Source organism: Bordetella petrii (genome assembly GCF_000067205.1).
GTDB classification, from domain to species: Bacteria; Pseudomonadota; Gammaproteobacteria; order Burkholderiales; family Burkholderiaceae_B; genus Bordetella_A; species Bordetella_A petrii.
The window spans coordinates 3,002,585-3,025,417 of record NC_010170.1; the positions used below are offsets into that span (position 1 = coordinate 3,002,585).

The 22,833-nt window shown below is 68.7% G+C and carries 22 protein-coding genes; 14 read left to right on the forward strand and 8 right to left on the reverse strand.

Translation table 11 applies throughout. The annotated features are described in order from the left end of the window. Positions 1–42: 42 nt before the first annotated feature. Genes gspG through gspN form a run of 8 tightly spaced genes read left to right on the forward strand, consistent with a single transcriptional unit; the run spans position 43 to position 5,217 of the window. Positions 43–471: a type II secretion system major pseudopilin GspG gene (gene gspG / locus BPET_RS14475; RefSeq protein WP_050978245.1), complete on the forward strand. Its 429-nt coding sequence runs from the start codon at positions 43–45 to the stop codon at positions 469–471. Continuing rightward, the gene (locus BPET_RS14480) at positions 443–934 is read left to right on the forward strand and encodes a GspH/FimT family pseudopilin (protein ID WP_012249765.1); all 492 of its coding nucleotides are present in this window, start codon (positions 443–445) and stop codon (positions 932–934) included. Before gspG ends, BPET_RS14480 begins: the two co-directional genes overlap by 29 nt. Continuing rightward, positions 921–1,298 (forward strand): type II secretion system minor pseudopilin GspI, encoded by a 378-nt coding sequence (gspI, locus tag BPET_RS14485; protein ID WP_012249766.1) that lies wholly within the window; start codon positions 921–923, stop codon positions 1,296–1,298. The genes BPET_RS14480 and gspI overlap by 14 nt, the downstream gene beginning before the upstream one ends. Then, on the forward strand, positions 1,298–1,900 hold the full coding sequence (locus BPET_RS14490) for a PulJ/GspJ family protein (protein WP_012249767.1): 603 nt from the start codon (positions 1,298–1,300) through the stop codon (positions 1,898–1,900). The genes gspI and BPET_RS14490 overlap by 1 nt, the downstream gene beginning before the upstream one ends. Continuing rightward, positions 1,897–2,838 carry a type II secretion system minor pseudopilin GspK gene (gene gspK / locus BPET_RS14495; RefSeq protein WP_012249768.1) on the forward strand — a complete coding sequence of 314 codons (942 nt, stop codon included), beginning with the start codon at positions 1,897–1,899 and terminating at the stop codon, positions 2,836–2,838. The genes BPET_RS14490 and gspK overlap by 4 nt, the downstream gene beginning before the upstream one ends. After that, on the forward strand, positions 2,817–3,857 hold the full coding sequence (gene gspL, locus BPET_RS14500) for a type II secretion system protein GspL (RefSeq protein ID WP_012249769.1): 1,041 nt from the start codon (positions 2,817–2,819) through the stop codon (positions 3,855–3,857). Before gspK ends, gspL begins: the two co-directional genes overlap by 22 nt. Next, entirely contained in the window at positions 3,854–4,468 is a 615-nt protein-coding gene (gene gspM, locus BPET_RS14505; protein WP_041862937.1) for a type II secretion system protein GspM, read from the forward strand. Before gspL ends, gspM begins: the two co-directional genes overlap by 4 nt. Next, positions 4,465–5,217, forward strand: a complete 753-nt coding sequence (gspN, locus tag BPET_RS14510; protein ID WP_012249771.1) for a type II secretion system protein N — start codon at positions 4,465–4,467, stop codon at positions 5,215–5,217. The genes gspM and gspN overlap by 4 nt, the downstream gene beginning before the upstream one ends. 257 nt (positions 5,218–5,474) lie before the next feature. Here gspN and gspE read toward each other — a convergent pair whose 3' ends face one another. Together gspE and gspD are read right to left on the reverse strand one after the other, a co-directional pair. After that, complete coding sequence (gene gspE, locus BPET_RS14515; protein ID WP_012249772.1) at positions 5,475–6,905, reverse strand: type II secretion system ATPase GspE; 1,431 nt, start codon at positions 6,903–6,905, stop codon at positions 5,475–5,477. Continuing rightward, entirely contained in the window at positions 6,902–9,490 is a 2,589-nt protein-coding gene (gene gspD / locus BPET_RS14520; RefSeq protein ID WP_012249773.1) for a type II secretion system secretin GspD, read from the reverse strand. The genes gspE and gspD overlap by 4 nt, the downstream gene beginning before the upstream one ends. Before the next feature lie 124 nt (positions 9,491–9,614). On the opposite strand from gspD, the gene gspF reads away from it, so the two are divergent. After that, positions 9,615–10,817, forward strand: a complete 1,203-nt coding sequence (gspF, locus tag BPET_RS14525; RefSeq protein ID WP_012249774.1) for a type II secretion system inner membrane protein GspF — start codon at positions 9,615–9,617, stop codon at positions 10,815–10,817. A gap of 34 nt (positions 10,818–10,851) precedes the next feature. On the opposite strand, the gene BPET_RS14530 is transcribed toward gspF, so the two are convergent. From BPET_RS14530 to BPET_RS14540, 3 genes are read right to left on the reverse strand one after another with little or no spacing between them, the layout of a single operon-like run. After that, on the reverse strand, positions 10,852–11,190 hold the full coding sequence (locus BPET_RS14530) for a P-II family nitrogen regulator (RefSeq protein ID WP_012249775.1): 339 nt from the start codon (positions 11,188–11,190) through the stop codon (positions 10,852–10,854). Between the two features lie 40 nt (positions 11,191–11,230). Then, the gene (locus tag BPET_RS14535) at positions 11,231–12,865 is read right to left on the reverse strand and encodes an NAD+ synthase (protein ID WP_012249776.1); all 1,635 of its coding nucleotides are present in this window, start codon (positions 12,863–12,865) and stop codon (positions 11,231–11,233) included. A gap of 39 nt (positions 12,866–12,904) precedes the next feature. After that, positions 12,905–14,242 carry a mechanosensitive ion channel family protein gene (locus BPET_RS14540; protein WP_012249777.1) on the reverse strand — a complete coding sequence of 446 codons (1,338 nt, stop codon included), beginning with the start codon at positions 14,240–14,242 and terminating at the stop codon, positions 12,905–12,907. A gap of 109 nt (positions 14,243–14,351) precedes the next feature. On the opposite strand from BPET_RS14540, the gene argH reads away from it, so the two are divergent. Then, positions 14,352–15,767, forward strand: coding sequence for an argininosuccinate lyase (argH, locus tag BPET_RS14545; RefSeq protein WP_012249778.1), 1,416 nt, complete (start codon positions 14,352–14,354; stop codon positions 15,765–15,767). A 114-nt stretch (positions 15,768–15,881) separates the two neighbouring features. Here the strand turns inward: argH and BPET_RS14550 are convergent, their stop codons facing one another. After that, a complete protein-coding gene (locus tag BPET_RS14550) occupies positions 15,882–16,460 on the reverse strand; it encodes a nitroreductase family protein (protein WP_012249779.1) in 579 nt (192 codons plus the stop codon). 110 nt (positions 16,461–16,570) lie between these two features. Beyond that, a complete protein-coding gene (cadR, locus tag BPET_RS14555; RefSeq protein WP_012249780.1) occupies positions 16,571–17,005 on the reverse strand; it encodes a Cd(II)/Pb(II)-responsive transcriptional regulator in 435 nt (144 codons plus the stop codon). 101 nt (positions 17,006–17,106) lie between these two features. Between cadR and BPET_RS14560 the strand changes: the two genes are divergently transcribed. From BPET_RS14560 to BPET_RS14575, 4 genes are all read left to right on the forward strand, one after another. Next, a complete protein-coding gene (locus BPET_RS14560) occupies positions 17,107–19,344 on the forward strand; it encodes a heavy metal translocating P-type ATPase (protein ID WP_041862939.1) in 2,238 nt (745 codons plus the stop codon). Positions 19,345–19,512: 168 nt separating this feature from the next. After that, positions 19,513–20,295 carry an amino acid ABC transporter substrate-binding protein gene (locus tag BPET_RS14565; protein WP_012249782.1) on the forward strand — a complete coding sequence of 261 codons (783 nt, stop codon included), beginning with the start codon at positions 19,513–19,515 and terminating at the stop codon, positions 20,293–20,295. A gap of 57 nt (positions 20,296–20,352) precedes the next feature. Next, the gene (locus BPET_RS14570; RefSeq protein WP_012249783.1) at positions 20,353–21,033 is read left to right on the forward strand and encodes an amino acid ABC transporter permease; all 681 of its coding nucleotides are present in this window, start codon (positions 20,353–20,355) and stop codon (positions 21,031–21,033) included. After that, positions 21,030–21,770: an amino acid ABC transporter ATP-binding protein gene (locus BPET_RS14575; protein WP_012249784.1), complete on the forward strand. Its 741-nt coding sequence runs from the start codon at positions 21,030–21,032 to the stop codon at positions 21,768–21,770. The genes BPET_RS14570 and BPET_RS14575 overlap by 4 nt, the downstream gene beginning before the upstream one ends. A gap of 31 nt (positions 21,771–21,801) precedes the next feature. On the opposite strand, the gene BPET_RS14580 is transcribed toward BPET_RS14575, so the two are convergent. Further along, positions 21,802–22,809 (reverse strand): Bug family tripartite tricarboxylate transporter substrate binding protein, encoded by a 1,008-nt coding sequence (locus BPET_RS14580; RefSeq protein ID WP_012249785.1) that lies wholly within the window; start codon positions 22,807–22,809, stop codon positions 21,802–21,804. Between the last annotated feature and the right edge of the window lie 24 nt (positions 22,810–22,833).

The window sequence follows — 22,833 nt, forward strand, 5'->3', positions numbered from 1 at the left end:
TGACGCATCATGTTCGCTTCCATGTATGAGCGGAGAGTCTTCGTGCGTCAATTCCAGCGCCCGCGAGCCAGGCAGCAGGGCTTCACACTGATCGAGATCATGGTGGTGATCGTGATCATGGGCATTCTGGCCGCGCTGGTCGTGCCCCGCGTGCTGGACCGCCCCGACCAGGCGCGGCGCGTGGCCGCGCGCCAGGACATCAGCGGCCTGATGCAGGCCTTGAAGCTGTACCGCCTGGACAATGGCCGCTACCCGAATGCCGCGCAGGGCTTGCAGGCGCTGGTGCGGCGCCCGGATGGCGCGCGCAACTGGCGGCCTTACCTGGACCGCCTTCCCGACGACCCATGGGGTCATCCGTATCAGTATCTGAATCCCGGCGTCAAAGGAGAGATCGACGTATTCACGTTCGGACCCGACAACAAGGCGGGCGGAGAAGAGGACGATGCGGACATCGGTTCGTGGGATCTCTGAACGCGGCTTCACGCTGATTGAAATGCTGGTGGTGGTGGCGATCATTGCCATTGCCGCGTCGATGGTGGGCCTGTCGGTAACGTCGTCTTCGGGGCGTGCGCTGCGCGCCGACGCCGAACGCCTGGTCGATGCCTTTGCCGTGGCGCAGAGCGAAGCGCGCAGCGACGGCCGCGCCATCCTGTGGCGCGCCGACGAGCGCGGCTGGTCGTTCGAGCGCCGCGGCAGGCCGGCCCGCGTGTCGGCCCAGGACGACGGTCCGCAAACGCCTGACCGATTCGTTCATGACGAGGTTCTGCGCGCGCAGGCCTGGAGCGCGCCGCCGGTCGGCGTGCGGCGCACGCCGGACCATCCGGTGGTGTTCGGCACCGAATGGATTGCCGATGCGCTGGCGCTGGAACTGACTTCGCATGGCGAGGCGGTGCGCATCGAACGCGACGCGGCGGGCGGTTATGCCATCCAGTAGACAACAGCGCGGCTTCACGCTGATCGAAGTCCTGGTGGCGCTGGCCATCATCTCGGTGGCCATGGGCGCGGCGATGCGCGCGACCCAGGTCATGCTGGACAACAGCCGGGCCATTCGCGACAAGACACTGGCGCTGCTGGCGGCCGACAACACATTGGCCCGGTTGCGGCTAGAACAGGCCTTTCCACGCGCCGGCACGCAGACCATGCCTTGCCCGCAGGGCGCGCTGGCCCTGCGCTGCGAGATGGAAGTGCGCAACTCGCTGAACCGCAATTTCCGCCAAGTCACCGTGCGGGTGCTCGACCCCGGCCGCAACGGCGCCGTCCTGGCCGAACTGACCGGCCTGCTGTCACGGATACGCTGATGCGCGCCCGCCGCCGTTGCGCCCCGCAGCAGGGGTTTACGCTGATCGAAGTGCTGATCGCCATCGCACTGATGGCGCTCGTGAGCCTGCTGTCGTGGCGGGGCCTGGAACACGTGTCGACGGCGCGCAACTGGCTGGGCGCGCAGGCGCGGGACCAGGCGGTGGTGTTGCGCACGCTGGGCCAGGTCGAGCGCGACTTGAACCGTGCCTATGTTGGCGCGCCGGCCCAGGGCCGCGCCGCTGCGCTGCTGCCGCCCGGCATAGAGGTCGCGCAATCGTCCGGCGCGGCGCTGCTGCTGGACATCGTGCGCGCCACGCCCGACGGCGGCCTGTGGCAGCGCATCACGTGGCGCGTGCGCCCCGAAGGCCTGTGGCGCTACAGCGGCGTGCCGGCGGCGCGCTATCCGTTGCCTGAACCCGCCGACGGCGTGCTGGTCATGCCGGGCGCCACCGGGCTGACGGTGCGCGCCTGGGTGCCCGGTCGTGGCTGGCGCGATCCGCTGCAACCGGAAACCGGGCGCGCCGCCGGGCTTGAAGTGGCGATCGAGCGCCCTGGCCGCGGCCAGCCCGAGCGCTACACCCGCATCGTGGTGCTGCCATGACGGCGCGGGCGGCGCGGCAGCAAGGCATGGCGGTGGTCAGCGCGCTGATCGTGGTTGCCATCGTGGCTGCCCTGACCAGCGGCCTGTTCTTGCGCCAGACGTCCGCCATCCGGCAGATCGAGAACGAGCAGGCGCGCGTACAGGCGCGCTGGCTGCTGCTGGGCGGCATTGACTGGGCGCGCCTGCTGCTGCTCGACAACGCCCGCCAGGAAGCCACCGTCAGGCGCGACCAGCTGTGGTCGACACCCGTGCTCGACACCCGCGTCGAAGGCGACGACAGCGGACGAGCCGCGGTGTTCTCCGGTGGCATACAGGACGAACAGGGCAAGTACAACCTGTACAACCTGGCCAGGCGCGGCATGGTGGACCAGACCCAGGTCGAGGTGCTGGCGCGCCTGCTGGACATGCTGGGCCTGCCCGCCACGCTGGCGCCGCGCCTGGCCGCCCAGGTGGCCCTGACACAGGAGCGCCTGCGCGACGGTGGCGCACAGGCATCGCCCGCGGACACGCGGGGCGGCGCAAGCGCCCCGCAACCGCGCGGCATCGGCGACCTGGCCGCGCAGCTGGGCATGGATGCTGCGAGCCGGCAGGCCATGCAACGCACCATGACGCTGCTGCCGGCCGCCACCAAGCTCAACGTCAATACCGCCGAACCGGAAGTGATCGCCGCGCTGGTGCCGGGCCTGAGCCTGGCGCAGGCCCGCGCCGTCGTGGGCGAGCGCGACCGGGGCCGCTGGTTCAACGACAGCGGCGACTTCGCCAACCGTCTGGCGGCAGGCGGCAAACCCTTGCAAATACCGGCGGTCGCCACGACCAGCGAATGGTTCCTGGCCGACGGCACCGTAGCCTACCAACGCGCCCGCGTCAGCATGCGGGCCCTGCTGGCGATTCCCGGACAGCGTCCTCCTGAAACCGTATGGATAAGAGAAACACCGTAAGAAACGTGTTGCGCGTCGCGCTGCCACCCCTGGCGGCCTGGTCGGACTCTACGCCGCTGGCCTATGCCTGGCTGGACCGGCAGGGACGCGCCGCGCGCGGCGGCTCGCTGCCGGCCGCCGCGCTGGCCGCCGCGTTTGCCCAGGCGCGCGTGCAGGCCATCCTGCACCCCGACGATGTGATCATCGCCCCCATCGCGGTGCCCGCCGTCCCCGCCAACCGCGTTGCCGCCGCCGTGCGCGGCACGTTGGAAGGACTGGTGCTGGGCGACCTGGAAGCGCTGGCGGTGGGACACGGCCCGCGCGCCGCCGACGGTACGGTGCTGGCCGCGTGGATGGCGCGCGATGCGCTGCGCGCGGCATGGCGGCGCCTGTCGTCGGCGGGGCTGGCCGTGCAGGCGTTCTATCCCTTGCAGGTCTGGTCCGAAACGCCCGAACAAGCGCGGCCGGCGGCGCTCGACGACATCCGCGACCCACGCTGGCGGGCGCCCGGGCCGGGTTGGTCGCTGGCGCTGCCGCAACTGGCGCCCCGGCAGCCTTCGCGCTGGCGCGGCGCATGGGCCTGGCTGGCGGCAGCCGCAGCGGTGTGGATCGCGGGCCTGAACCTGTACGCCGCGCAGCTCCGCCACGAAGCCACGCGGCTGCGCGAACGCATGGAACAGGATGTGCGCGACGCGCTTCCGGATATTCCCGTCGTGCTGGACCCCGTGCGCCAGGCCCGGCAGGCCCGCGATGCGTTGCGGGCCGGCCAGGGCGAAGCCGCGGGCAACGATTTGCTGTCACTGGCGCGCGTGGCCGTGCAAGTGCTGCCCTTCGCGGCCGACACGGTCGACCGGCTGGAATACGGCGACGGGATACTGACCCTGCGCCTGCGCGACAGCAACGCCGCCGCATCCGGCGGCGGCAAGGCCGCCGACCGGCTGGCCGACACAGCCGCCATACTGCAACGCGCCGCAGCGTTGAGCGCGCGCGTAGAGCGCGACGACAGCGGCGCGTGGCGCATCCAGCGAGCCCAGCCATGAATGCCATCGCATCCTTGCGCGGCAAACTGGCTCCCTGGGCGGCGCGCGCGGCCGCCTGGCGCCAGCGCGCCCTGTCCTGGTATGCGCTGCGGCCCCGGCGCGAACAGCGGTTGCTGGCCTGCGCCGGCGCGCTGCTGGCCGCCGCGCTGGTTTTCCTGCTGCTGGTTGAACCTGCCTGGTCTACCATGACGCGGACCAGGCAGGAACTGCCCGACCTGCGCGCGCAAACCGCCACGGTGGCCGAACTGACGGCCCAGGTGCGCGCCCTGCGGCGCCGTGATGCGGGCGCCGCAACCGCCAGCCCCAGCCCCGGCGAGCTGACCGCCAGCCTGCGCCGCGAGGGGCTGCCGGACAGTGTCTGGTCGCTGGAACTAAGCACGGCCAAAGCCCCGCAGCCGAACGCTGAAGCCGCCGCACCCGCTTCCGCCATCAGGCTGAACCTGCGCGAAGCGTCCGCGGCCGCGCTGTTCCGCTGGCTGGACACTGCGGCGCGCGACTGGCGGCTGTCGGTGGCGGATGCCGAGCTCGCGCGCGCAACAAACCCGGCAGGCCAACGGTTGCCCGGCCGCCTGAACGGCGCCCTGACCCTGCTGCCCGCCCCTGGCCCATGATGCGCCGCCTGTTGCCCACGAGCTTTTCGCCGCCGCTGGCGGCGTTGGCGCTGTGCTGCGCGCTGCTGGCGGCGCTGGTGGTGCTGCCGGCGCGCTGGCTGCTGCTGGTCCAGCCCGACGACGCGATGGCGGCACTGGCCGATGCCGACGGCACCCTGTGGCGCGGCAGCGCCCGCGTGGCGTTGGGCCCGCCAGGCGCCCGCCGCTTATTGCCCGAGCCGCTGCACTGGCAATGGCGCCACGGCGCGCTGGAAATTTCACATGCGTGGTTGCGCGGCCCCGTGCGCGCGCAGCCAGGTTGGTCCGGCATCGCCGTGTCTGGCCAGAACCTGCGCTTACCCGCCGCAACCCTCGCGGCATTCGGCGCGCCGCTGAATACCGTGGCCCCCGGCGGCCAGCTCGAGATCGACTGGCAGCCCTTCGTGCTGGGCCACCTGTCCGCCGGCGGCGCCCTGGCGACCGCCCGCTGGACCAATGCCAGCTCCGCCCTGTCGCACGTGCGGCCGCTAGGCGACTACACCTTGCGCATTACGGCCGACCAGGACACGCTGCGCCTGGCGCTGGGCACCGATTCCGGCGTGCTGTCGGTCACCGGACAGGGCCGGCTGCGGCATGGCCGCCTGCGCCTGCGCGGCGAGGCCGCCCCAGCCGACAACGCCACCCCACCCCAACGCGCCGCCCTGGCCGGCCTGCTGAGCGCCCTAGGCCCGGTATCGAACGGCAAAACCCACTTCAGCACCCCACCCTGACCCAGCCACAGCCTCGTCAACACCGGCTGGTGCGCCTAACACCCACAGCTGCGCGCGCCCTCTTTGAATACACCGCCCCCAGTCCCGCGGCATCCGGCCACGCGCGGGCGGCGCGTTGGGCGGCGGGGCAGCCTGCGCAGCAGGCCGAGGGCGCGTGGTTGCGCCCGAGCCCGACGCACGGGCGCCGCCCGCGCGTGGCCGGATGCCGCGGGACGACGCAAGAACTCACCCCCCCCGCAAAGAACCCCTCCTTCCCCTTAACCCTCCCGAGTCACCCGCAAAATCTCCTCCGGCGCGGTCACCCCCGCCGCGACCCAGCGCTGCCCATCGTCCCGCAACGTCCGCATGCCGCTGCGCAAAGCCTGAGCCCGCAGCGCCTGCTCGTCGCGCCCCTCGTGAATCAGGCGGCGCACCTCGTCATCCACTTTGAACAGCTCGTGAATTCCCGAGCGCCCGCTATAGCCGGTGTGATTGCAGGCTTCGCAGCCCACCGGCCGGTACACCACCCGCCCGTCCGGCAGCGTGTCGGGCCGGCGGCACTGCTGGCACAAGCGGCGCACCAGCCGCTGCGCCAGCACGCCCAGCAGCGACGACGCCAGCAAAAAAGGCTCGACCCCCATGTCCACCAGGCGCGTCACGGCCGAAGTCGCATCATTGGTGTGCAGCGTGGCCAGCACCAGGTGGCCCGTCAGCGAGGCCTGCACGGCGATCTGCGCGGTTTCCAGGTCGCGGATCTCGCCGATCATGATCACGTCCGGGTCTTGCCGGAGAATGGCCCGCAGCGCCAGCGCGAAGGTCATGTCGATCTTGGCGTTGACCTGCGTCTGGCTGATGCCGGGCAGGTCGTACTCAATAGGGTCTTCTACGGTCAGGATATTCGTGGTGGAGGCGTCCAGCCGCGCCAGCGCCGCGTACAGCGTGGTGGTCTTGCCGCTGCCGGTGGGGCCCGTCACCAGCACGATGCCGTGCGGCTGGCGGATCAGCTCGTCGAGCTGGGCCAGCACCCGCGGGCTCATGCCCAGTTTGTCGAGCCGCAGCCGCCCGGCCTCTTTGTCGAGCAGGCGCAGTACGGCACGCTCGCCATGCCCGGTGGGCAGCGTCGATACCCGCACGTCGATGGGCCGTCCGCCCACGCGCAGCGCAATGCGGCCGTCCTGCGGCAGGCGCTTCTCGGCGATGTCCAGGTTGGCCATGATCTTGATGCGCGATATCAGCGCGGAATGCAGCGCCTTGCGCGGGCTGACCACATCGCGCAGCACGCCATCGACCCGATAGCGCACCACCGAATGATTCTCGTACGGCTCGATGTGCATGTCGCTGGCGCCGTCGCGCGCGGCCTGCGTGAACAGCGCGTTGATCATGCGGATCACCGGCGCGTCGTCCTGCGTTTCGAGCAGGTCGGCCACCTCGGGAATATCCTGCAGCAGCCGGTCGAGGTCGATCTCGTTCTCGGCCACGCCGATCACCGATGCCGCGTCGGCGGTGTCGCTGTAGGCGGTGTTAAGCAGCGTGTCGAGCGCTTCGTCGGACACCTCGATCACCGGCACCTGGCCATGGCAGCGCAAGACCTCGCGCACCGCCCAGGCCGGCGTGCGCGCGCTGACGGTCAATTGCGATGCGCCGGGCCGCAACAACAACACCGCCCGCTGCGCGCGAGCCCAGCTGTACGGCAAGGGATAGGCATTCACAGGTGCGTCACCAGCTCGGCGCGATAGCCCAGCTCTTTGAGCAGCGCCACCGCCGTATCAACCGTGGTGGCGTCGCGCGCCACATCGGATCGCACCACATAGCCCTGCCCGCCCGGGCCAACCTGCACGTAGGCGCTCAGCCCGCTGATGCGCACGCGCCTGGCGATGCCATCGGCTTCGGCCTCGCTGGCCGTCATTGCCACCTGCAAGATCGTGGTGTCCTGGCGGGTTTCGGCATACAGGGCCGACGGGTCGGTAGCGATGCTCACGCCCAGCGGCAGGTTGGCGCGTATCGGGCGGCCAGGGTCCGAACCGCCCGGCGGCGCCGGCAGCTGGCGCACCCGGAACGTCTGCGTGGTGGCCGGCGGCTGGCGTCGCAGCGTGTCGGCCGCGGCCTCGGGACGCAAATCATAGTCGGCGCCGCCCACGGCCTGCACGCGCGCCGGGGGCAACAAGGGCGCCTGCACGTCGGGCAACAGCCAATGCTTGCCTGGTTGCGCCTGGCTTTGCGCGCGGCGCATATAGTCGTAGCGGTTCAGGGTGACATTGGCGCTGTCGCGCGCATCGCGCACCACGAACGGCCGCAAGAAAACCATCAAATTACTCTTGGTGCGCTGGCGCTTGTCGTAGCGAAACAAGGCCCCCAGCAACGGAATCGAACTCAAGCCCGGCACTGCACTGGTGGTGGACGTAACCCGGTCTTCCAGCAGGCCGCCCAGCACAATGATCTGCCCGTCGTCAACCAGCACGCTGGTGTCGATGGCCCGCTTGTTGGTCACCAGCCCGGTGGTCTCGCTGGAGCTTGCCTCGTCGATGCTGCTGACCTCCTGGTAGATATCCAGCTTGACCGCGCCGCCTTCCGAGATCTGCGGGCGAATGTTCAGCTTCAGCCCGATGTCTTCGCGTTCAATGGTCTGGAACGGATTATTGCTGCCGGCGCTGCCGGACGTGACGTACTGGCCGGTGACAAAGGGCACGGTCTTGCCCACCAGGATGCTGGCGGGCTCGTTATCGAGCGTCAACAGGTTGGGAGTGGACAGAATGTTGGCTTCGCCGCTGTTCTGCAGCGCGCGCGCCAGCACGTTCAGGTTGATCACCTGGTTGCCCAGCACGTCGACGGTGCCCTTGACCAGGCCCAGCGTCAGGCCGCGGCCCAGCGCGTCAAGCGTGGTCGCGCCCGTGCCGGCGCTGCCTATACCGCTGCCGCCCAGATTGGTGCCGCCGATAAAGCCGCTGCCGTCCAGGCTGCCGGCGCCCGTCATCCACTGGATGCCGAATTCGGCCGCCTTTTCCTGGCTGACTTCGACGATCAGGCTTTCCACCAGCACCTGCGCCCGGCGCTGGTCGAGCTGGTCGATCACCTCGCGCAGGCTGCGGTACAAAGGCTCGGGCGCCGAAATTATCAGAGTGTTGGTGGAGGGATCGGCCTGCACCGTGGCGCCTCCGCCCGAATAGGACACTGCATCGCCCGCGCCGTCGTCATCGCGCTCGATGGGTTGCTGGTTGAACGCCCCTCCGCCCGAGCTGCCCGAACTGCCGCTGGCCATGCCCACCGGCGTGCCAGAGGTGCGCGGCGCGGACGCACGGCCGCCTGCCCTGCCCGCGACGCCCATGGCGCTGCCGCCAGCCCCGCCGCCCTCGCGCCCCGCGCCGTTCAAGGCCTGGCTGGCCAGCAAGCCGCCCAGCACCTCGGCCATGCGCGAGGCCTGCGCGTTGCGCAGGTACACCACATGCAAATTGCCGGGTCGCGCCTGCTCGGAATCCAGCTTGCGGATTAGGTCGCGCGCCAGGCGGGTGCGGGCCGGGCTGCCCGCGCGCACCAGCACGCTGTTGGTGCGCGGGTCCGCCACCATGGCAATGCGCTGGGCGGTATCGCCGCCCTGCGCATCGAGCAACTGCGTGGCCAGCGAGGCAAGGTCGCTGGCCACCCCATACTTCACCGGCACCACATCGGTATCGATGGCGCTGGGCACGTCCACCTTGGCAATCACGCGGGCGATGCGTTCCAGGTTGTCGGCATAGTCCGTGACGACCAGCGTGTTGTTGCCCGGATAGGCGTTGATGGGATTGTTGGGAGGCACCAGCGGCCGCAGCACCGGCAGCAAGTTGGCGGCGTTCTCGTACTTGAGCGAGAACACCCGCGTTACCACTTCGCTGCCGCGCGCGCCGCGGGCGAAGTCCGCCATGGGCATCGGCCCCGCCGCGCCGCGGGCCGCGTCGGCAACGACCGCGCTGCCTTGCAGCTTGGCGTCGGCCTCGGGCACCACGCGCGTCACCCCGTCGACCTCGACGATGGCAAAGCCCTGCATGCGCAGCGCGCCGGCCAGCATCGTCAACGCCGTGTCGCGATCGACCGGCCGTTCCGACACGAGCGTCAGCTTGCCTTTGACGCGCGGATCCACCAGGTAATTGCGCTGCGTGAACAGCGACAGCGCGCGCAGCACGGCCGGGATGTCGGTGTCGACGAAGTTCAGGCTGACATGCTGATCGGCGGGCCGTGCCTGCGCCAGCGCGGGCAACGGCAATGCCATCGCACACGCGGCGGCAAGCAGGACGGCCAGGGAAGTTTTTCTGAAGCGGCGCATGGGTTCTCGACAGCGAGGACAGTGAATTTGCGGCCGAGTATACGGGGTACCCCTGCAACACTACGGTCATAATTCGCGCTCAATGTGGCGGCTTGAAAACCCTTGAAATCACGAGCTTTTTCGCATGCCGTCGTTCCGCTACGAAGCCACCGACCTGGTGGGAAAAATCATCCATGGCACGCTCGATGCCGACACCGAGCGCAGCGCGCGCAACCAGCTGCGCGCGCGCGGCCTGCTGCCGCTGTCGACCACGCCGGCGGCATCGCGCCAGGGCGGCTCGCGCCTGCAGCGCCGCTTGTCCGACGGCGAACTGGCGTGGCTGACGCGCCAGTTGGCCAGCCTGCTTGCCGCGCGCCTGCCGCTGGATGCCGCGCTGAACGCCACGCTGGAACAGGCCGAAAGCCGGCACGTGGCCGGCGCGCTGGCCGGCGTGCGCGACGAAGTGCGGGCCGGCTACCGCCTGGCCGATGCGCTGGCCACGCGGCCGCGCGATTTTCCCGAAATTTATCGCGCGCTGGTCGCGGCGGGCGAAGAATCGGGCGACCTCGCGCAGGTGATGGAAAAGCTGGCAGGCTACATCGAAGAACGCAATGCACTGCGCGGCAAAGTGATGACGGCGTTCATTTATCCCGCGGTGGTCGCGTGCGTGTCAGTGGTGATCGTGGCGTTCCTGTTGGGCTATGTGGTGCCGCAGGTCATCACGGCGTTCGACCACGCCCACCAGCAGTTGCCGCTGCTCACGCGCATCATGCTGGCGTTAAGCGATTTCGTGCGTCAATGGGGCTGGGTCGCCGCCGTTGGCATTGTCGCGGCAAGCACGCTATGGCGAGCCGCGCTGCGCGCGCCGGCGCGCCGCGAGGCCTGGCATGCCCGTCTGCTGCGCCTGCCGCTGGCCGGGCGTTTCGTGTTGGGCGTGGATGCGGCGCGCTTCGCTTCCACGCTGGCGATCCTGAGCGGCAGTGGCGTCAGCCTGCTGGGCGCGCTGAACGCGGCGCGCCGCACCCTGGGCAATGACCGCCTGCGCCGCGCGGTGGACGAGGCGGCCGAACGCGTGCGCGAAGGCGCTCCGCTGGCCTCGGCGCTGGCCGCGCAAAAAGTGTTTCCGTCGTTGCTGATCCACCTGATCGCCAGCGGCGAAAAAACCGGCCGCCTGCCCGAACTACTGGAGCGCGGCGCGCAGAACCTGTCGCGCGACCTGGAGCGGCGCGCCATGGCCATGACGGCATTGCTGGAGCCGCTGCTCATCTTGCTGATGGGGGGCTTTGTGCTGCTGATCGTGCTGGCGGTGATGATGCCGATTCTGGAGATGAATCAGCTGGTCAGGTAGCCCCCGAAGCGCCGCGCGCTTGCCCGATAACAAGCTACAGGGCTTGCTCGCCGTTTTCGCCGGTGCGGATGCGGATGGCCTGCTCCACCGGGGTGACGAAGATCTTGCCGTCGCCGATCTTGCCGGTGCGGGCCGCCTTGATGACAGCTTCGATGGCGGGCTCGACCATGTCGTCCGCCAGCACGACCTCGACCCGGATCTTGGGCAGGAAGTCCACCACGTATTCAGCGCCCCGGTACAGCTCGGTATGCCCTTTCTGGCGGCCGAAGCCCTTGACCTCGGTGACCGTCAGGCCGCTGACGCCGACCTCGGCCAGCGCTTCGCGCACTTCGTCGAGCTTGAAGGGTTTGATGATGGCAGTGACTTGTTTCACGTTGGTGTGGTCCTGGATGTGAGCGAATGGCGGCGCGGGTTCAAACGGTTTCCCGGAATCCGTTGGTGACAGGATAGCGCCAATCCCGGCCGAAGGCGCGCGGCGTGATGCGCGGCCCTGGCGGCGCCTGGCGGCGCTTGTATTCGTTGATGCGGATCAGCCTTACCACCTGCTCGACCGCCGGCCGCGGGAAGCCCGCGGCCACGATCTCGGCGGCCGACTGGTTGCGTTCCATGTAGCGTTCCATGATGCCGTCGAGGATGTCGTACGGCGGCAGGCTGTCCTGGTCGGTCTGGTCGGGGCGCAGCTCGGCCGAGGGCGGGCGCGTGATGATGCGGCGCGGAATGACTTCGTGCTCGCGGTTGCGCCATTCGGCCAGGCGGTACACGAGCGTCTTGGGCACGTCTTTGATGACCGCGAAGCCGCCGGCCATGTCGCCATACAGCGTGCAATAGCCGGTGGTGAGCTCGGACTTGTTGCCCGTGGTGAGCACCAGGTGGCCGGTCTTGTTGGACAGCGCCATCAGCAGCGTGCCGCGCACCCGCGCCTGAATGTTCTCTTCGGTGGCATCGACCGGCAGGCCGGCGAACTGCGGCGCCAGCATGGCCTCGAAGGCGTCGACCGCCGGGCCGATGGCGATATCGTCGTGGCGCACGCCCAGCCGCTGCGCCATGTCGCCGGCGTCGGTCTGCGAGATGTCGGCCGTGTAGCGCGACGGCATCATCACCGTGCGCACGTTGGCCGCGCCCAGGGCGTCCACCGCCACCGCCAGCACCACCGCCGAATCGATACCGCCGGAAAGCCCGATGATGGCGCCGGGAAAGCCGTTCTTGCCCAGGTAGTCTCGCACGGACAGCACGAGCGCATTCCAGACCTGCTCTTCGAGGCAGTACGGAGCCACGTCGGCATGGCGCGACAGCGGACGCACGGCGCCCGCGGCGTCGACCTCGACCACGTCCACGCCTTCGGTGTAGTCGGGCAGCCGCGCCGCCGGCTGGCCCTGCGCGTCGAGCGCGAACGAGGCGCCGTCGAACACGAGTTCATCCTGGCCGCCCACCAGGTTGGCGTAGACCACGGCGCAACCGGTGTCTTGCGCGCAGCGGCGCGCCACGCGCAGGCGCTCATCCTGCTTGCCGGTGTTGTAGGGCGACGCGTTGGGCACCAGCAGCACTTGCGCGCCAGCCTGCGCCGCGGCGCGCGGGGCGCGCTCGAACCACATGTCTTCGCAGATGTTCACGCCGAAGCGCACACCCTTGACCTCGAACACCAGGGGTTGGTCGGCCTCGGCGAAGTAGCGCTGTTCGTCGAACACCGAATAGTTGGGCAGCTCGCGCTTGCAATACACGCCCACGACCCGGCCCTCGCAGAGCACCGTGGCGGCGTTGTACAGTTTGCCGCCGCGGGCCAGCACGTGCCCCACCAGCAGGTGCAGCCCGGCCAGGCCGGCGGTGTCGCGGCGCAACTGGTCGAGCGCGGCTTCCTGGGTTTCGACGAAGTGCGGCCGCAGCAGCAGGTCTTCGGGCGGATAGCCGGTCAGCACGAGCTCGGGGGTGACCAGCACGTCGGCGCCCTGTTGGTGCGCCGAATGGGCAGACTGCAGCACGCGGGCAGCGTTGCCCTTGATATCGCCTACACAGGCGTTGATTTGCGCAATTGCAACGCGGGCAGCGCTCATGGACGACGGTTCCGGATCGGTTGAGAAATAGAACGAAAATTATCGCACGCCGGCGCCCGCGTCCGCCCCCGGGCGGGCGCCGGCGTCTGCCAGCGCCCGCTCGCGCGCCATGTCGCGCCGCAGCGCCTGGCCCAGGCCTTCGCCCATGGCGCCGATGTCGGCCCCCGAGGGCTGCTGGTACAGCCGCAGGCCCAGCTCGGGCAGGATGGCCAGCAGGTGATCGAACACATCGCCCTGGATGCGCTCGTACTCTACCCAGGCCGTCAACGCGGTAAAGCAATAGACTTCGATGGGAATACCGTCGGACTGCGGTTCCATCATGCGCACCATCATGGACATGTCCTGGCGGATTTCCGGGTGCCGCTTCAGGTAGGCCAGCGCGTAGGCCCGAAACGTGCCGATGTTGGTCAGCCGGCGCCGGTTGACCGGCAACTGGGCCAGTTCTGCGCCCAGTTCGCTGTTGGCCTGCCGCAGGTCGGACTGCTTGGCTTCGAGGTAATCGTGCAGCAGCCGGAAGCGCATCAGGCGCTCGGGCTCGTCGTCGGCCAGGAAGCGCACGCTGGTAGCGTCGACCCTCAGGGTGCGCTTGATCCGGCGGCCCCCGGATTCGAACATGTGGCGGTAGTTGCGGTAGCTTTCCGAGAACAGCTTGTAGGTGGGCACCGTGGTGACGGTGTTATCCCAGTTCTGCACCTTGACGGTGTGCAGCGCGATGTCGCGCACAAAGCCGTCGGCGTTGGACTGCGGCATCTCGATCCAGTCGCCGATGCGCAGCATGTCGTTCGAGGTGAGTTGGGTGCTGGCCACCAGAGACAGCAGCGTGTCTTTGAACACCAGCAGCAGCACCGCCGACAGCGCGCCCAGGCCGGAGATCATCCACAGCGGCGAGCGGTCGAGCAGAATGGACAACACCAGCACCGTGCAGATGGCAACCAGCATCAGCTTGCCGATCTGGATATAGCCCTTAATAGAGCGGGTCTGTGCGCGGGTGGTGGCCGAATACGTATCTTGCCAGGCGCTCAGCCCACCGCTGACCGCCATGAATATGCAGATCCAGGCGCCGGCATGGGCCAGCCGCCCGACCACGGCCACGGCCCGCTCGGCGTGGGGCACCAGGCCGATGCCCACCGACACCACGGCAAAGGGCACGGCGTACCAGAAGTTGTGATACGCCCGCCGGCGGCGCAATGCCTTGTCCCAGTCTTCGCGGCCGGTGAGCACCAGGAGCCGGTGCGCGCAGGCCAGCACGATGCGCGCGCCGACCCATTGCGCCAGCAGCGCCACCACCACCAGCGCGCCTATGCCCACCAGCGTCTGCGCCCACGCCTGGGTGGGCACGTATTCGCCCAGCCGCGTTACCAGCCGATCCCATTCCATCGCCAAAACCGGGCTCCTTTGTATGCCTGCCCGAATTATCCAACAACTGGCCCGCCGCGGGCGTCCCGGCGGCAGGGGAAGCGGGGCTGGCCCTATAATTCCGCCCATCATGGCAAAAACACCCTCTTCCGACCAAAACCAGTTCGCCAACAAGGCGCAAGCCTGGTCCGCCCGGTTCTCCGAGCCGGTTTCCGAACTCGTCAAGCGCTACACGGCGTCCGTGGACTTCGACCAGCGCCTGGCGCGCCACGACATCCAGGGCTCGCTGGCGCACGCCGAAATGCTGGCCGCGCAAGGCATCATCCCGGCACAGGACCTGGCCGACATCCAGCGCGGCATGGCCCAGATCCTGGCGGAAATCGACGCCGGCACCTTCCAGTGGCTGCTCGACCTCGAAGACGTGCACCTGAATATCGAGAAGCGCCTGGTCGAGCTGGTGGGCGACGCCGGCAAGCGCCTGCACACCGGACGCTCGCGCAACGACCAGGTGGCCACCGACATCCGCCTGTGGCTGCGCGCCGAAATCGATACGCTGGTCGACCTGCTGCGCCAGCTGCGCCGCGCCCTGGCCACCGTGGCGCTGGAAAACGCCGCCACTATCATGCCCGGCTTCACCCACCTGCAGGTGGCCCAGCCCGTCACGTTCGGCCACCACCTGCTGGCCTACGCCGAAATGTTCGGCCGCGACGCCGAACGCCTGGCCGACTGCCGCAAGCGCATCAACCGCCTGCCCCTGGGCGCGGCCGCGCTGGCCGGCACCACCTTCCCCATCGACCGCGAGCGCGTGGCCAAGACCCTGGGGTTTGACGGCGTGTGCCGCAACTCGCTGGACGCCGTGTCCGACCGCGACTTCGCCATCGAATTCTGCGCGGCCGCCGCACTGATCATGACGCACGTGTCGCGGCTGTCGGAAGAACTGGTGCTGTGGATCAGCCCGCGCGTGGGCTTTATCGACCTGGCCGACCGTTTCTGCACCGGCAGCTCGATCATGCCCCAGAAAAAGAACCCCGACGTGCCCGAGCTGGCGCGCGGCAAGACGGGCCGCGTCAACGGCCACCTGATGGCCCTGCTGACCCTGATGAAAGGCCAGCCGCTGGCCTATAACAAAGACAACCAGGAAGACAAGGAAGGCCTGTTCGACACGGTGGACACCCTGCGCGACACGCTGACCATCTTCGCCGACATGGCCGGCGGCATCAAGGTCAAGGCCGACAACATGCGCGCCGCGGCGCTGCAGGGCTTTGCCACGGCCACCGACCTGGCCGACTACCTGGTCAAACAGGGCGTGCCGTTCCGCGACGCGCACGAGGTGGTGGCGCACGCCGTGCGCGACTGCGAACAGCGCGGCTGCGACCTGGCCGACCTGCCCCTGGCCGACCTGAAGGCCTACCATCCCACCATTGGCGACGACGTGCATGCCGTGCTGACGCTGGAAGGCTCGGTGGCGGCCCGCAAGCACATCGGGGGCACGGCGCCGGAACGAGTGCGGGAAGAGGCGCAACGGGTATTGCAGGAGACTGCCTGACCCCGCGGTCTGAGCGATCGTTTGTTCTACTGATGGCGCCGGGGCGGGTTAGAGGAAGAGCGTCTTGCGGGCCGGGCCGGCACGATCACGGCCCGGCGGCAACTCGAACCGGGCTTATTCGCCGGTCCACTCGGTGACGAATTCCCTGTAGTCGGGCCGCACGGCTTCGGGCATGGCGCAGGCGGGGGTGCCGATGGCCAGGAAACCCAGGAAGCGGTAGTCCAGGGGATCGAAGCCCAGCGCTTCCTGCACCTCTTCCACGTAGGTGCCCATGCCGGTGCTCCAGAAGGCTCCGTAGCCCAGCATGTGCACGGCGTTCAGGATGTTCATGACCGACGCGCCGGTGGCCAGCAGTTGCTCTTGCTCGGGCACTTTGGGGTTGTCGTGGTCGATTTTCTGGGCCAGGCCTACGAATAGCGGCACCTCGCTCATCCATTGCCGCACCGATTTTTCTTTTTCGGGCGTCATGCGAGGGTCGCCGCTGCGCTTGACCGCGTCCAGCGCGCGGTCGGCCAGGCGGCCGATGGCCGCGCCACGGATCAGCGCGAACCGCCAGGGGCGCAGCTTGCCGTGATCGGGCGCGCTCATGGCGGCCTGCAAAATCTGGTCGAGTTCGTCCGGCTTGGGCGCGGGCGCGCGCAGGAATTTCATCGAGCGGCGGGAAGTCAGGGCGTGCAAGGGGGAAACGGTCATGGAAGCCAAGGTAATGATGGGGTCTATTCGAGAAACGTTCTCATCATACGCCAGGCGAAGGGGCCATCCGGCCTATCTCCCCGCGCCAGCCAAGGTCATCGCGGTGGGGTTCAACCCAGATGGGTATGGCGTTCGGGGCGCTCTTGCACCTGCATTTCCGAAAGACCATGCAAGATGCCGCAATCGTCGGTGTCGGGCCGCGCCGACAGGCAGCGCTGGCGCAGTTCTGTGAGCTGCGCCTTCAGTTGCGCCAGCTCGGCAATGCGCGCGTCCACGTGGGCGATGTGCTCGTCGAACAATTCATTGATCGGCCCGCAGCCGGCGCGGTGGTCGTCGGCCAGTTGCAGAATGGCGCGGATTTCGTCCTGTGTCATGTCCAGCGCACGGCAGTTGCGGATCAGTCGCAGGCGTTCCAGGTGTGGCGCGCCATAGCTGCGGTAATTGTTCAGGCCGCGCTCGGGCGCGGGCAGCAGGCCCTCTTTTTCGTAATAGCGCACCGTTTCGACAGTGGTGCCGGCCGCCTTGGCGAGTTCACCGATTTTCATGGCTGCCTCCGGATAGAATGCGCCGCGACGGACGCCTTGACCCTATAGTAACTCCAGGGTGTGGAATACGGTCATCCCATCCAATCGACCGAAATCCGCCGATGCCGTTCTCTGCCTCCGATACCCCAGCCTGCTGCGGACACGACCACCCGCACCAACACCCGCAAGGCCACGCGCATGATCACGCAGCCGCCTCGCGGGACGATGCCGCGCCGCTGCGCGCCGGCCCCGGCCAGCAGCTGGCGCGGCTGCGCATCGGGCAGATGGACTGCCCCACCGAAGAAACCCTGATCCGCAAGAAACTGGGCCAGCTGCCGGGCGTGCACGACCTGCATTTCAACCTGATGCAGCGCGTGCTCACCGTAGTGCACGCCGATGGCGCGCTCGATCGCGTGGTGGCGGCCATCCGCTCGCTCGACATGACGCCGGAAATCATGGCGCAGGAAGAAGCAGCCGGCGCCGTGCCCGCCGCCGCGCCCCGCCGTGGCCATGCCCTGCTGGCCGCCGCGGGCTTGCTGGCCGCACTGTCGGAAGCCGCGCATTTCGCCGCCCTGCCCATGGCAGTGACCGCCGCGCTGGCGGTGGCGTCGATCCTGGCCTGCGGGCTGGGCACGTACCGCAAGGGCTGGATCGCGCTGCGCAACGGCAACCTCAACATCAACGCCCTGATGAGCATTGCCGTGACCGGCGCGGTGCTGATCGGCCAATGGCCCGAAGCGGCCATGGTCATGTTCCTATTCAACGTGGCCGAAATGATCGAAGCGCGCGCCCTGGACCGCGCGCGCCACGCCGTGCGCGATCTGCTGGACCTGGCGCCGCAGGTTGCCACCACGCGCCAAGCCGATGGCACATGGGTCGAAGCGCCGGTGGCGCAATTGCGGCACGGCGACTGGGTGCGGGTGCGGCCGGGCGAACGCATCGCCGCCGATGGCACGGTGGCGGAAGGCAGTTCGGCGGTGGACCAGTCCGCCATCACTGGCGAAAGCCTGCCGGTGGACAAGGCCGTGGGCGATGTCGTCTACGCCGGCACCGTCAACACCACCGGCGCCTTCGATTACCGCGTCACCGCGGCGGCCGGCGAAACCACCCTGGCGCGCATCATCCATGCCGTCGAGCAGGCCCAGGGCGCGCGCGCGCCCACGCAGCGCTTCATCGACCGCTTCTCGCGCATCTACACACCGGTGGTGGTGGCGCTGGCGGTGCTGGTGGCCGTGGGCCCGCCGCTGCTGTGGGGCCAGCCGTGGCTGGACGCCATTTATCGCGCGCTGGCCCTGCTGATCATCGCCTGCCCCTGCGCCCTGGTCATTTCCACTCCGGTCAGCGTCGTCAGCGGCCTGACCGCGGCGGCGCGGCGCGGCATCCTGATCAAGGGCGGCGTGTACCTGGAAGAAGGCCGCAAGCTGACCTGGCTGGCGCTCGACAAGACCGGCACGCTGACCCACGGCAAACCCGTCTGCACCGACCTGGAAACGCTCGCCGAAGCCCTGCCTGAACCCGCCGCCTTGCTGGCCGCCAGCCTGGCGGCCCGCTCCGACCATCCGGTATCGCGCGCCGTGGCGCAGGCCCATGCCGCCGCCGGATCGGCCGCCTTGCTGGAGGTGCGCGACTTCGCCGCCCTGCCCGGCCGCGGCGTGCGCGGCCGCATCGGCGACACGGTGCTGCACCTGGGCAACCTGCGCCTGATGCGCGAGCTGAACGTGGCCACGCCCGAACTGCAGGACCGCATGCAGGCCCACGAGCAGCAAGGCAAGACGGCCATCGCCCTGACCGACGGCACGCGCGCCCTGGCGCTGGCGGCGGTGGCGGACACCCTGAAGCCCGGCAGCGCCGATGCCGTGGCGGCGCTGCACAAGCTGGGCGTGCGCACGCTGATGCTGACCGGCGACAACGCGCGCACCGCGCAGGCGGTAGCCCGGCAGGCCGGCATTGACGAGGCGCACGGCGAACTCCTGCCCGAAGACAAGCTGCAGGCGGTACAGGCCAAGCTGGGCCCCGCCGGCAAGGTCGGCATGGTGGGCGACGGCATCAACGACGCGCCCGCGCTGGCGCGCGCCGACATCGGCTTTGCCATGGGCGCGGCCGGCACCGGCACGGCCATCGAGACGGCCGATGTGGCGCTGATGGACGACGACCTGCGCAAGATCGGCCAGTTCGTGCGCCTGTCGCGCGCCACGCACCGCGTCCTGGTGCAGAACATCGCGCTGGCGCTGGGCATCAAGGTGGTGTTCCTGGCGCTGGCGGCCACCGGGCACGCCACGCTGTGGATGGCCGTGTTCGCCGACGTGGGCGCCAGCCTGCTGGTGGTGGCCAACGGGCTGCGGCTGCTGCGCGCGCGCTGACGGGAGACCGCCGGGCCAGCCGCGCTCGTTAATAACAAAAAGAAATATTCTTAATAATCTTTATGCTTTGTGGAAGAATGGGCAACTTGTTACAGTGCCGTATTCATTGCCCAGGGCGGCCCACAAGGCCGCTTTCGCGCGCATGATGACATCCCACTGGAGCACCTCATGAAACCCCTGCGTTCCATTCTGCTGGCCGGCCTGCTGCAACTGGCCGTCGCCGCCGGCGCCCATGCCCAGGACGGCCTGGCCGCCATCAAATCGGCCGGCGTGTTCAAGATCGGCACCGAGGGCACCTACGCCCCCTTCACCTACCACGATGCCTCGGGCAAGCTTACCGGCTTCGACGTCGAGATCGGCGAGGCCATCGCCCAGCGCCTGGGCGTCAAGGCCGAATTCGTCGAAGGCAAATGGGACGGCCTGATCGCCGGCCTGGACGTCAAGCGCTACGACGCGGTCATCAACCAGGTGGGCATTACCGATGCCCGCAAGGCCAAGTACGATTTTTCGGACCCCTACATCGCGTCGCAGGCGGTGCTGATCGTGCGCGACGACAACACGGACATCAAGAGCTTCGCCGACCTGAAGGGCAAGCGCTCGGCCAACACCCTGACCAGCAACTTCGGCAAGCTGGCCCAAAAATACGGCGCCCAGGTGGTGGCCGTGCAAGGCTTCAATGAAAGCATCGACCTGCTGACCTCGGGCCGCGTGGACGCCACCATCAACGACAACCTGTCGTTCCTGGACTTCAAGAAGCACAAGCCCAACGCCAAGGTGAAGATCGTGGACAGCGACAAGAGCGCCGAATTCAGCGAATCGGGCGTGCTGATCCGCCAGGGCAACCCGCAGTTGCGCGAAGCCATCAACAAGGCGCTGGCCGACATCAAGGCCGACGGCACCTACAAGAACATCTCGGTCAAGTACTTCGGCACCGACCTGTCCGCCCAATAAGCGCCAGCGCCGCCGTTTCCGCCCCGCCCGCACCGATAACAAGGAACCCACGCCACCGTGCCCGCCTGGCTGCAGTTGATGATCGATTCGTTCTGGCCCCTGCTGCATGCCGGGCTGGTGTTCACGGTGCCGCTGACCTTGCTGTCGTTCGCGGGCGGGCTGGTGCTGGCGTTCATTGTGGCGCTGATCCGGCTGTTCGGGCCGGCGCCGCTGGTGGCCCTGGTGCGGTTCTACGTGTGGCTGATTCGCGGCACGCCGCTGCTGGTGCAATTGTTCGTGATTTTCTACGGACTGCCCAGCGTGGGCATCGTGCTCGACCCGCTGCCCGCCGCCCTGATCGGCTTTACCTTGAACGTGGGCGCGTACAACTCGGAAGTGATCCGCGGCGCCATCGAATCAATTCCGAAAGGCCAGTGGGAAGCCGCGTATTCGCTCAGCATGACGCGCGGCCAGGCCATGCGCCGCACCGTGCTGCCGCAGGCGGCGCGCGTGGCGGTGCCGCCGCTGGCCAATTCCTTCATCTCGCTGGTCAAGGATACGTCGCTGGCCGCCGTGCTGACCGTGCCCGAGATCTTCCAGGCCGCCCAGCGCATCGCCGCGGTCACCTATGAGCCGCTGATCCTGTACACCGAAGCCGCCCTGATCTACCTGGTGTTCAGCTCGGCGCTGTCGGCCGCCCAGACGCGCCTGGAGCGCCGCTACGGCCAGCATGCGGTGTTTTCCGAGAGAAACCGATGATCTCGCTGACGCAGATCGACAAATTCTTCGGCGACAACCACGTCTTGGACAAGGTCGATGTCGCCATTGCCGAGGGCAGTGTCACAGCGCTGATCGGCCCGTCCGGCAGCGGCAAGAGCACGCTGCTGCGCTGCGTGAACCTGCTGGAAATTCCCGAAGGCGGCACGCTGCAACTGGGCGATGAAACCATGCACTTCGCGCCCGGCCACCGGCCCGCGCGCGAGGCCGTCCAGCGGGTGCGCATGCAGACCGGCATGGTGTTCCAGAACTTCCAGTTGTTTCCGCACCAGACTGTCATCGACAATGTCATGGAAGGCCTGGTCACGGTACAGAAGTGGCCCCGGCCGCGGGCCCGTCAACGGGCCGAGGAACTGCTGGCGAAGGTCGGCATGCAGGGCAAGGCCGATGCCTGGCCGCTGAACCTGTCGGGCGGCCAGCAGCAGCGCGTGGCCATCGCCCGCGCGCTGGCGCCGTCGCCGCGCGTGCTGTTGTGCGACGAGCCCACTTCGGCGCTCGACCCCGGCCTGGCGGCCGAGGTGGTCGACGTGCTGAAGCAGCTGGCCGGCGAAGGCATGACCATGCTGATGGCCACGCACGACCTGCGCCTGGCCGCCGCCATTTCACGCGAAGCCGTCTTCCTGCAGGACGGCCGCGTGGTGGAATCGGGCGCGTCCGCCGAGCTGTTCACCCGCCCGCGCGACCCGCGCACCGCGGCGTTCATTTCCACGCTGAAATAAACGCCGCAAGCCGCCGGCCGCGGGGCCGCGCTCAGTTCACCTGCGCGCCGGACTTGCGCACCAGATCCGACCACTTGGCGATCTCGGCCTGCTCGAACTTGTCAAGGTCGCGGGTCGACTCGCCTCCCGGCTCGACGCCCTGCCCGCTCAGCCGCTTGGCCACCTGCGGATCGGACAATGCGGCCTGCGCCGCCTGGCGCAACGCGGCCAGCACCGGCGCGGGAGTGGAATCGGGCGCGTACAGCATGAACCAGGCCACCAGGTCGAAGTCGCTGCCGGTCTGTTCGGCAATGCTGGGCACGTCGGGCGCGGCAATGCTGCGGCGCGCGCTGGACACTCCCAGGGCGCGCAGCTTGCCGGCCTTGATGTGCGGCAGCACCGCGGCGGGATGGTAGAACATGAACTGCACCTGGCCCGACATCACGTCGGATACCGCCAGGCCGCCTTCTTTATAGGGAACGTGCAGCATTTCGCCGCCGAGCCTTGCCTTGAGCAATTCGCCGGCCAGGTGGCCCGAGGTGCCGCTACCCGCCGAGGCAAAGGCCACGCCGGGCGGCTTGGCCGCGGCGGCGGCCAGGTCTTTCAGCGACTCGATGCCCGAGCCGCTGCCCGTCACCAGAAAGGTGGGCGTCTGGCCCACGAAGGCCACGGGCGCGAAGTCTTTCACCGGATCGTAGCCGGGGTTCTTGTACAACGCCTGGTTGATGGCATGCGTGCCGACCGTGCCCATGACCAGCGTATACCCGTCCGCATCCGCGCGCGCCACCTGGGCGGTGCCGATGGTGCCGCCGCCGCCCGACTTGTTCTCCACCACGACCTGCTGGCCCAGCGGCTTGGCCATGGCGTCGGCCACGATACGGGTGATCGTGTCGGTGGTCGTGCCCGGACCGAACGGCACCACGATGCGCACCGGGCGATCGGGAAAATCCGCGGCCTGGACCGGCGCGCCGGCCAGCCCCAACATGGCGGCGGCCAGCGCGGCCCCAAGCAGATTGCGACGCGCCTTGCCGGAGCGGGAAGAATGTTCGAGCGGTTTCATGGTTGTCTCCTTATCGTTGATATA

Coding starts and splice junctions, on each gene's coding strand:
- BPET_RS14480 (WP_012249765.1), top strand. CDS start 443: ATGCGGACATCGGTTCGTGGGATCTCTGAACGCGGCTTCACGCTGATT.
- gspI (WP_012249766.1), top strand. CDS start 921: ATGCCATCCAGTAGACAACAGCGCGGCTTCACGCTGATCGAAGTCCTG.
- BPET_RS14490 (WP_012249767.1), top strand. CDS start 1,298: ATGCGCGCCCGCCGCCGTTGCGCCCCGCAGCAGGGGTTTACGCTGATC.
- gspK (WP_012249768.1), top strand. CDS start 1,897: ATGACGGCGCGGGCGGCGCGGCAGCAAGGCATGGCGGTGGTCAGCGCG.
- gspL (WP_012249769.1), top strand. CDS start 2,817: ATGGATAAGAGAAACACCGTAAGAAACGTGTTGCGCGTCGCGCTGCCA.
- gspM (WP_041862937.1), top strand. CDS start 3,854: ATGAATGCCATCGCATCCTTGCGCGGCAAACTGGCTCCCTGGGCGGCG.
- gspN (WP_012249771.1), top strand. CDS start 4,465: ATGATGCGCCGCCTGTTGCCCACGAGCTTTTCGCCGCCGCTGGCGGCG.
- gspD (WP_012249773.1), bottom strand. CDS start 9,490: ATGCGCCGCTTCAGAAAAACTTCCCTGGCCGTCCTGCTTGCCGCCGCG.
- gspF (WP_012249774.1), top strand. CDS start 9,615: ATGCCGTCGTTCCGCTACGAAGCCACCGACCTGGTGGGAAAAATCATC.
- BPET_RS14535 (WP_012249776.1), bottom strand. CDS start 12,865: ATGAGCGCTGCCCGCGTTGCAATTGCGCAAATCAACGCCTGTGTAGGC.
- BPET_RS14540 (WP_012249777.1), bottom strand. CDS start 14,242: ATGGAATGGGATCGGCTGGTAACGCGGCTGGGCGAATACGTGCCCACC.
- argH (WP_012249778.1), top strand. CDS start 14,352: ATGGCAAAAACACCCTCTTCCGACCAAAACCAGTTCGCCAACAAGGCG.
- BPET_RS14550 (WP_012249779.1), bottom strand. CDS start 16,460: ATGACCGTTTCCCCCTTGCACGCCCTGACTTCCCGCCGCTCGATGAAA.
- cadR (WP_012249780.1), bottom strand. CDS start 17,005: ATGAAAATCGGTGAACTCGCCAAGGCGGCCGGCACCACTGTCGAAACG.
- BPET_RS14560 (WP_041862939.1), top strand. CDS start 17,107: ATGCCGTTCTCTGCCTCCGATACCCCAGCCTGCTGCGGACACGACCAC.
- BPET_RS14565 (WP_012249782.1), top strand. CDS start 19,513: ATGAAACCCCTGCGTTCCATTCTGCTGGCCGGCCTGCTGCAACTGGCC.
- BPET_RS14575 (WP_012249784.1), top strand. CDS start 21,030: ATGATCTCGCTGACGCAGATCGACAAATTCTTCGGCGACAACCACGTC.
- BPET_RS14580 (WP_012249785.1), bottom strand. CDS start 22,809: ATGAAACCGCTCGAACATTCTTCCCGCTCCGGCAAGGCGCGTCGCAAT.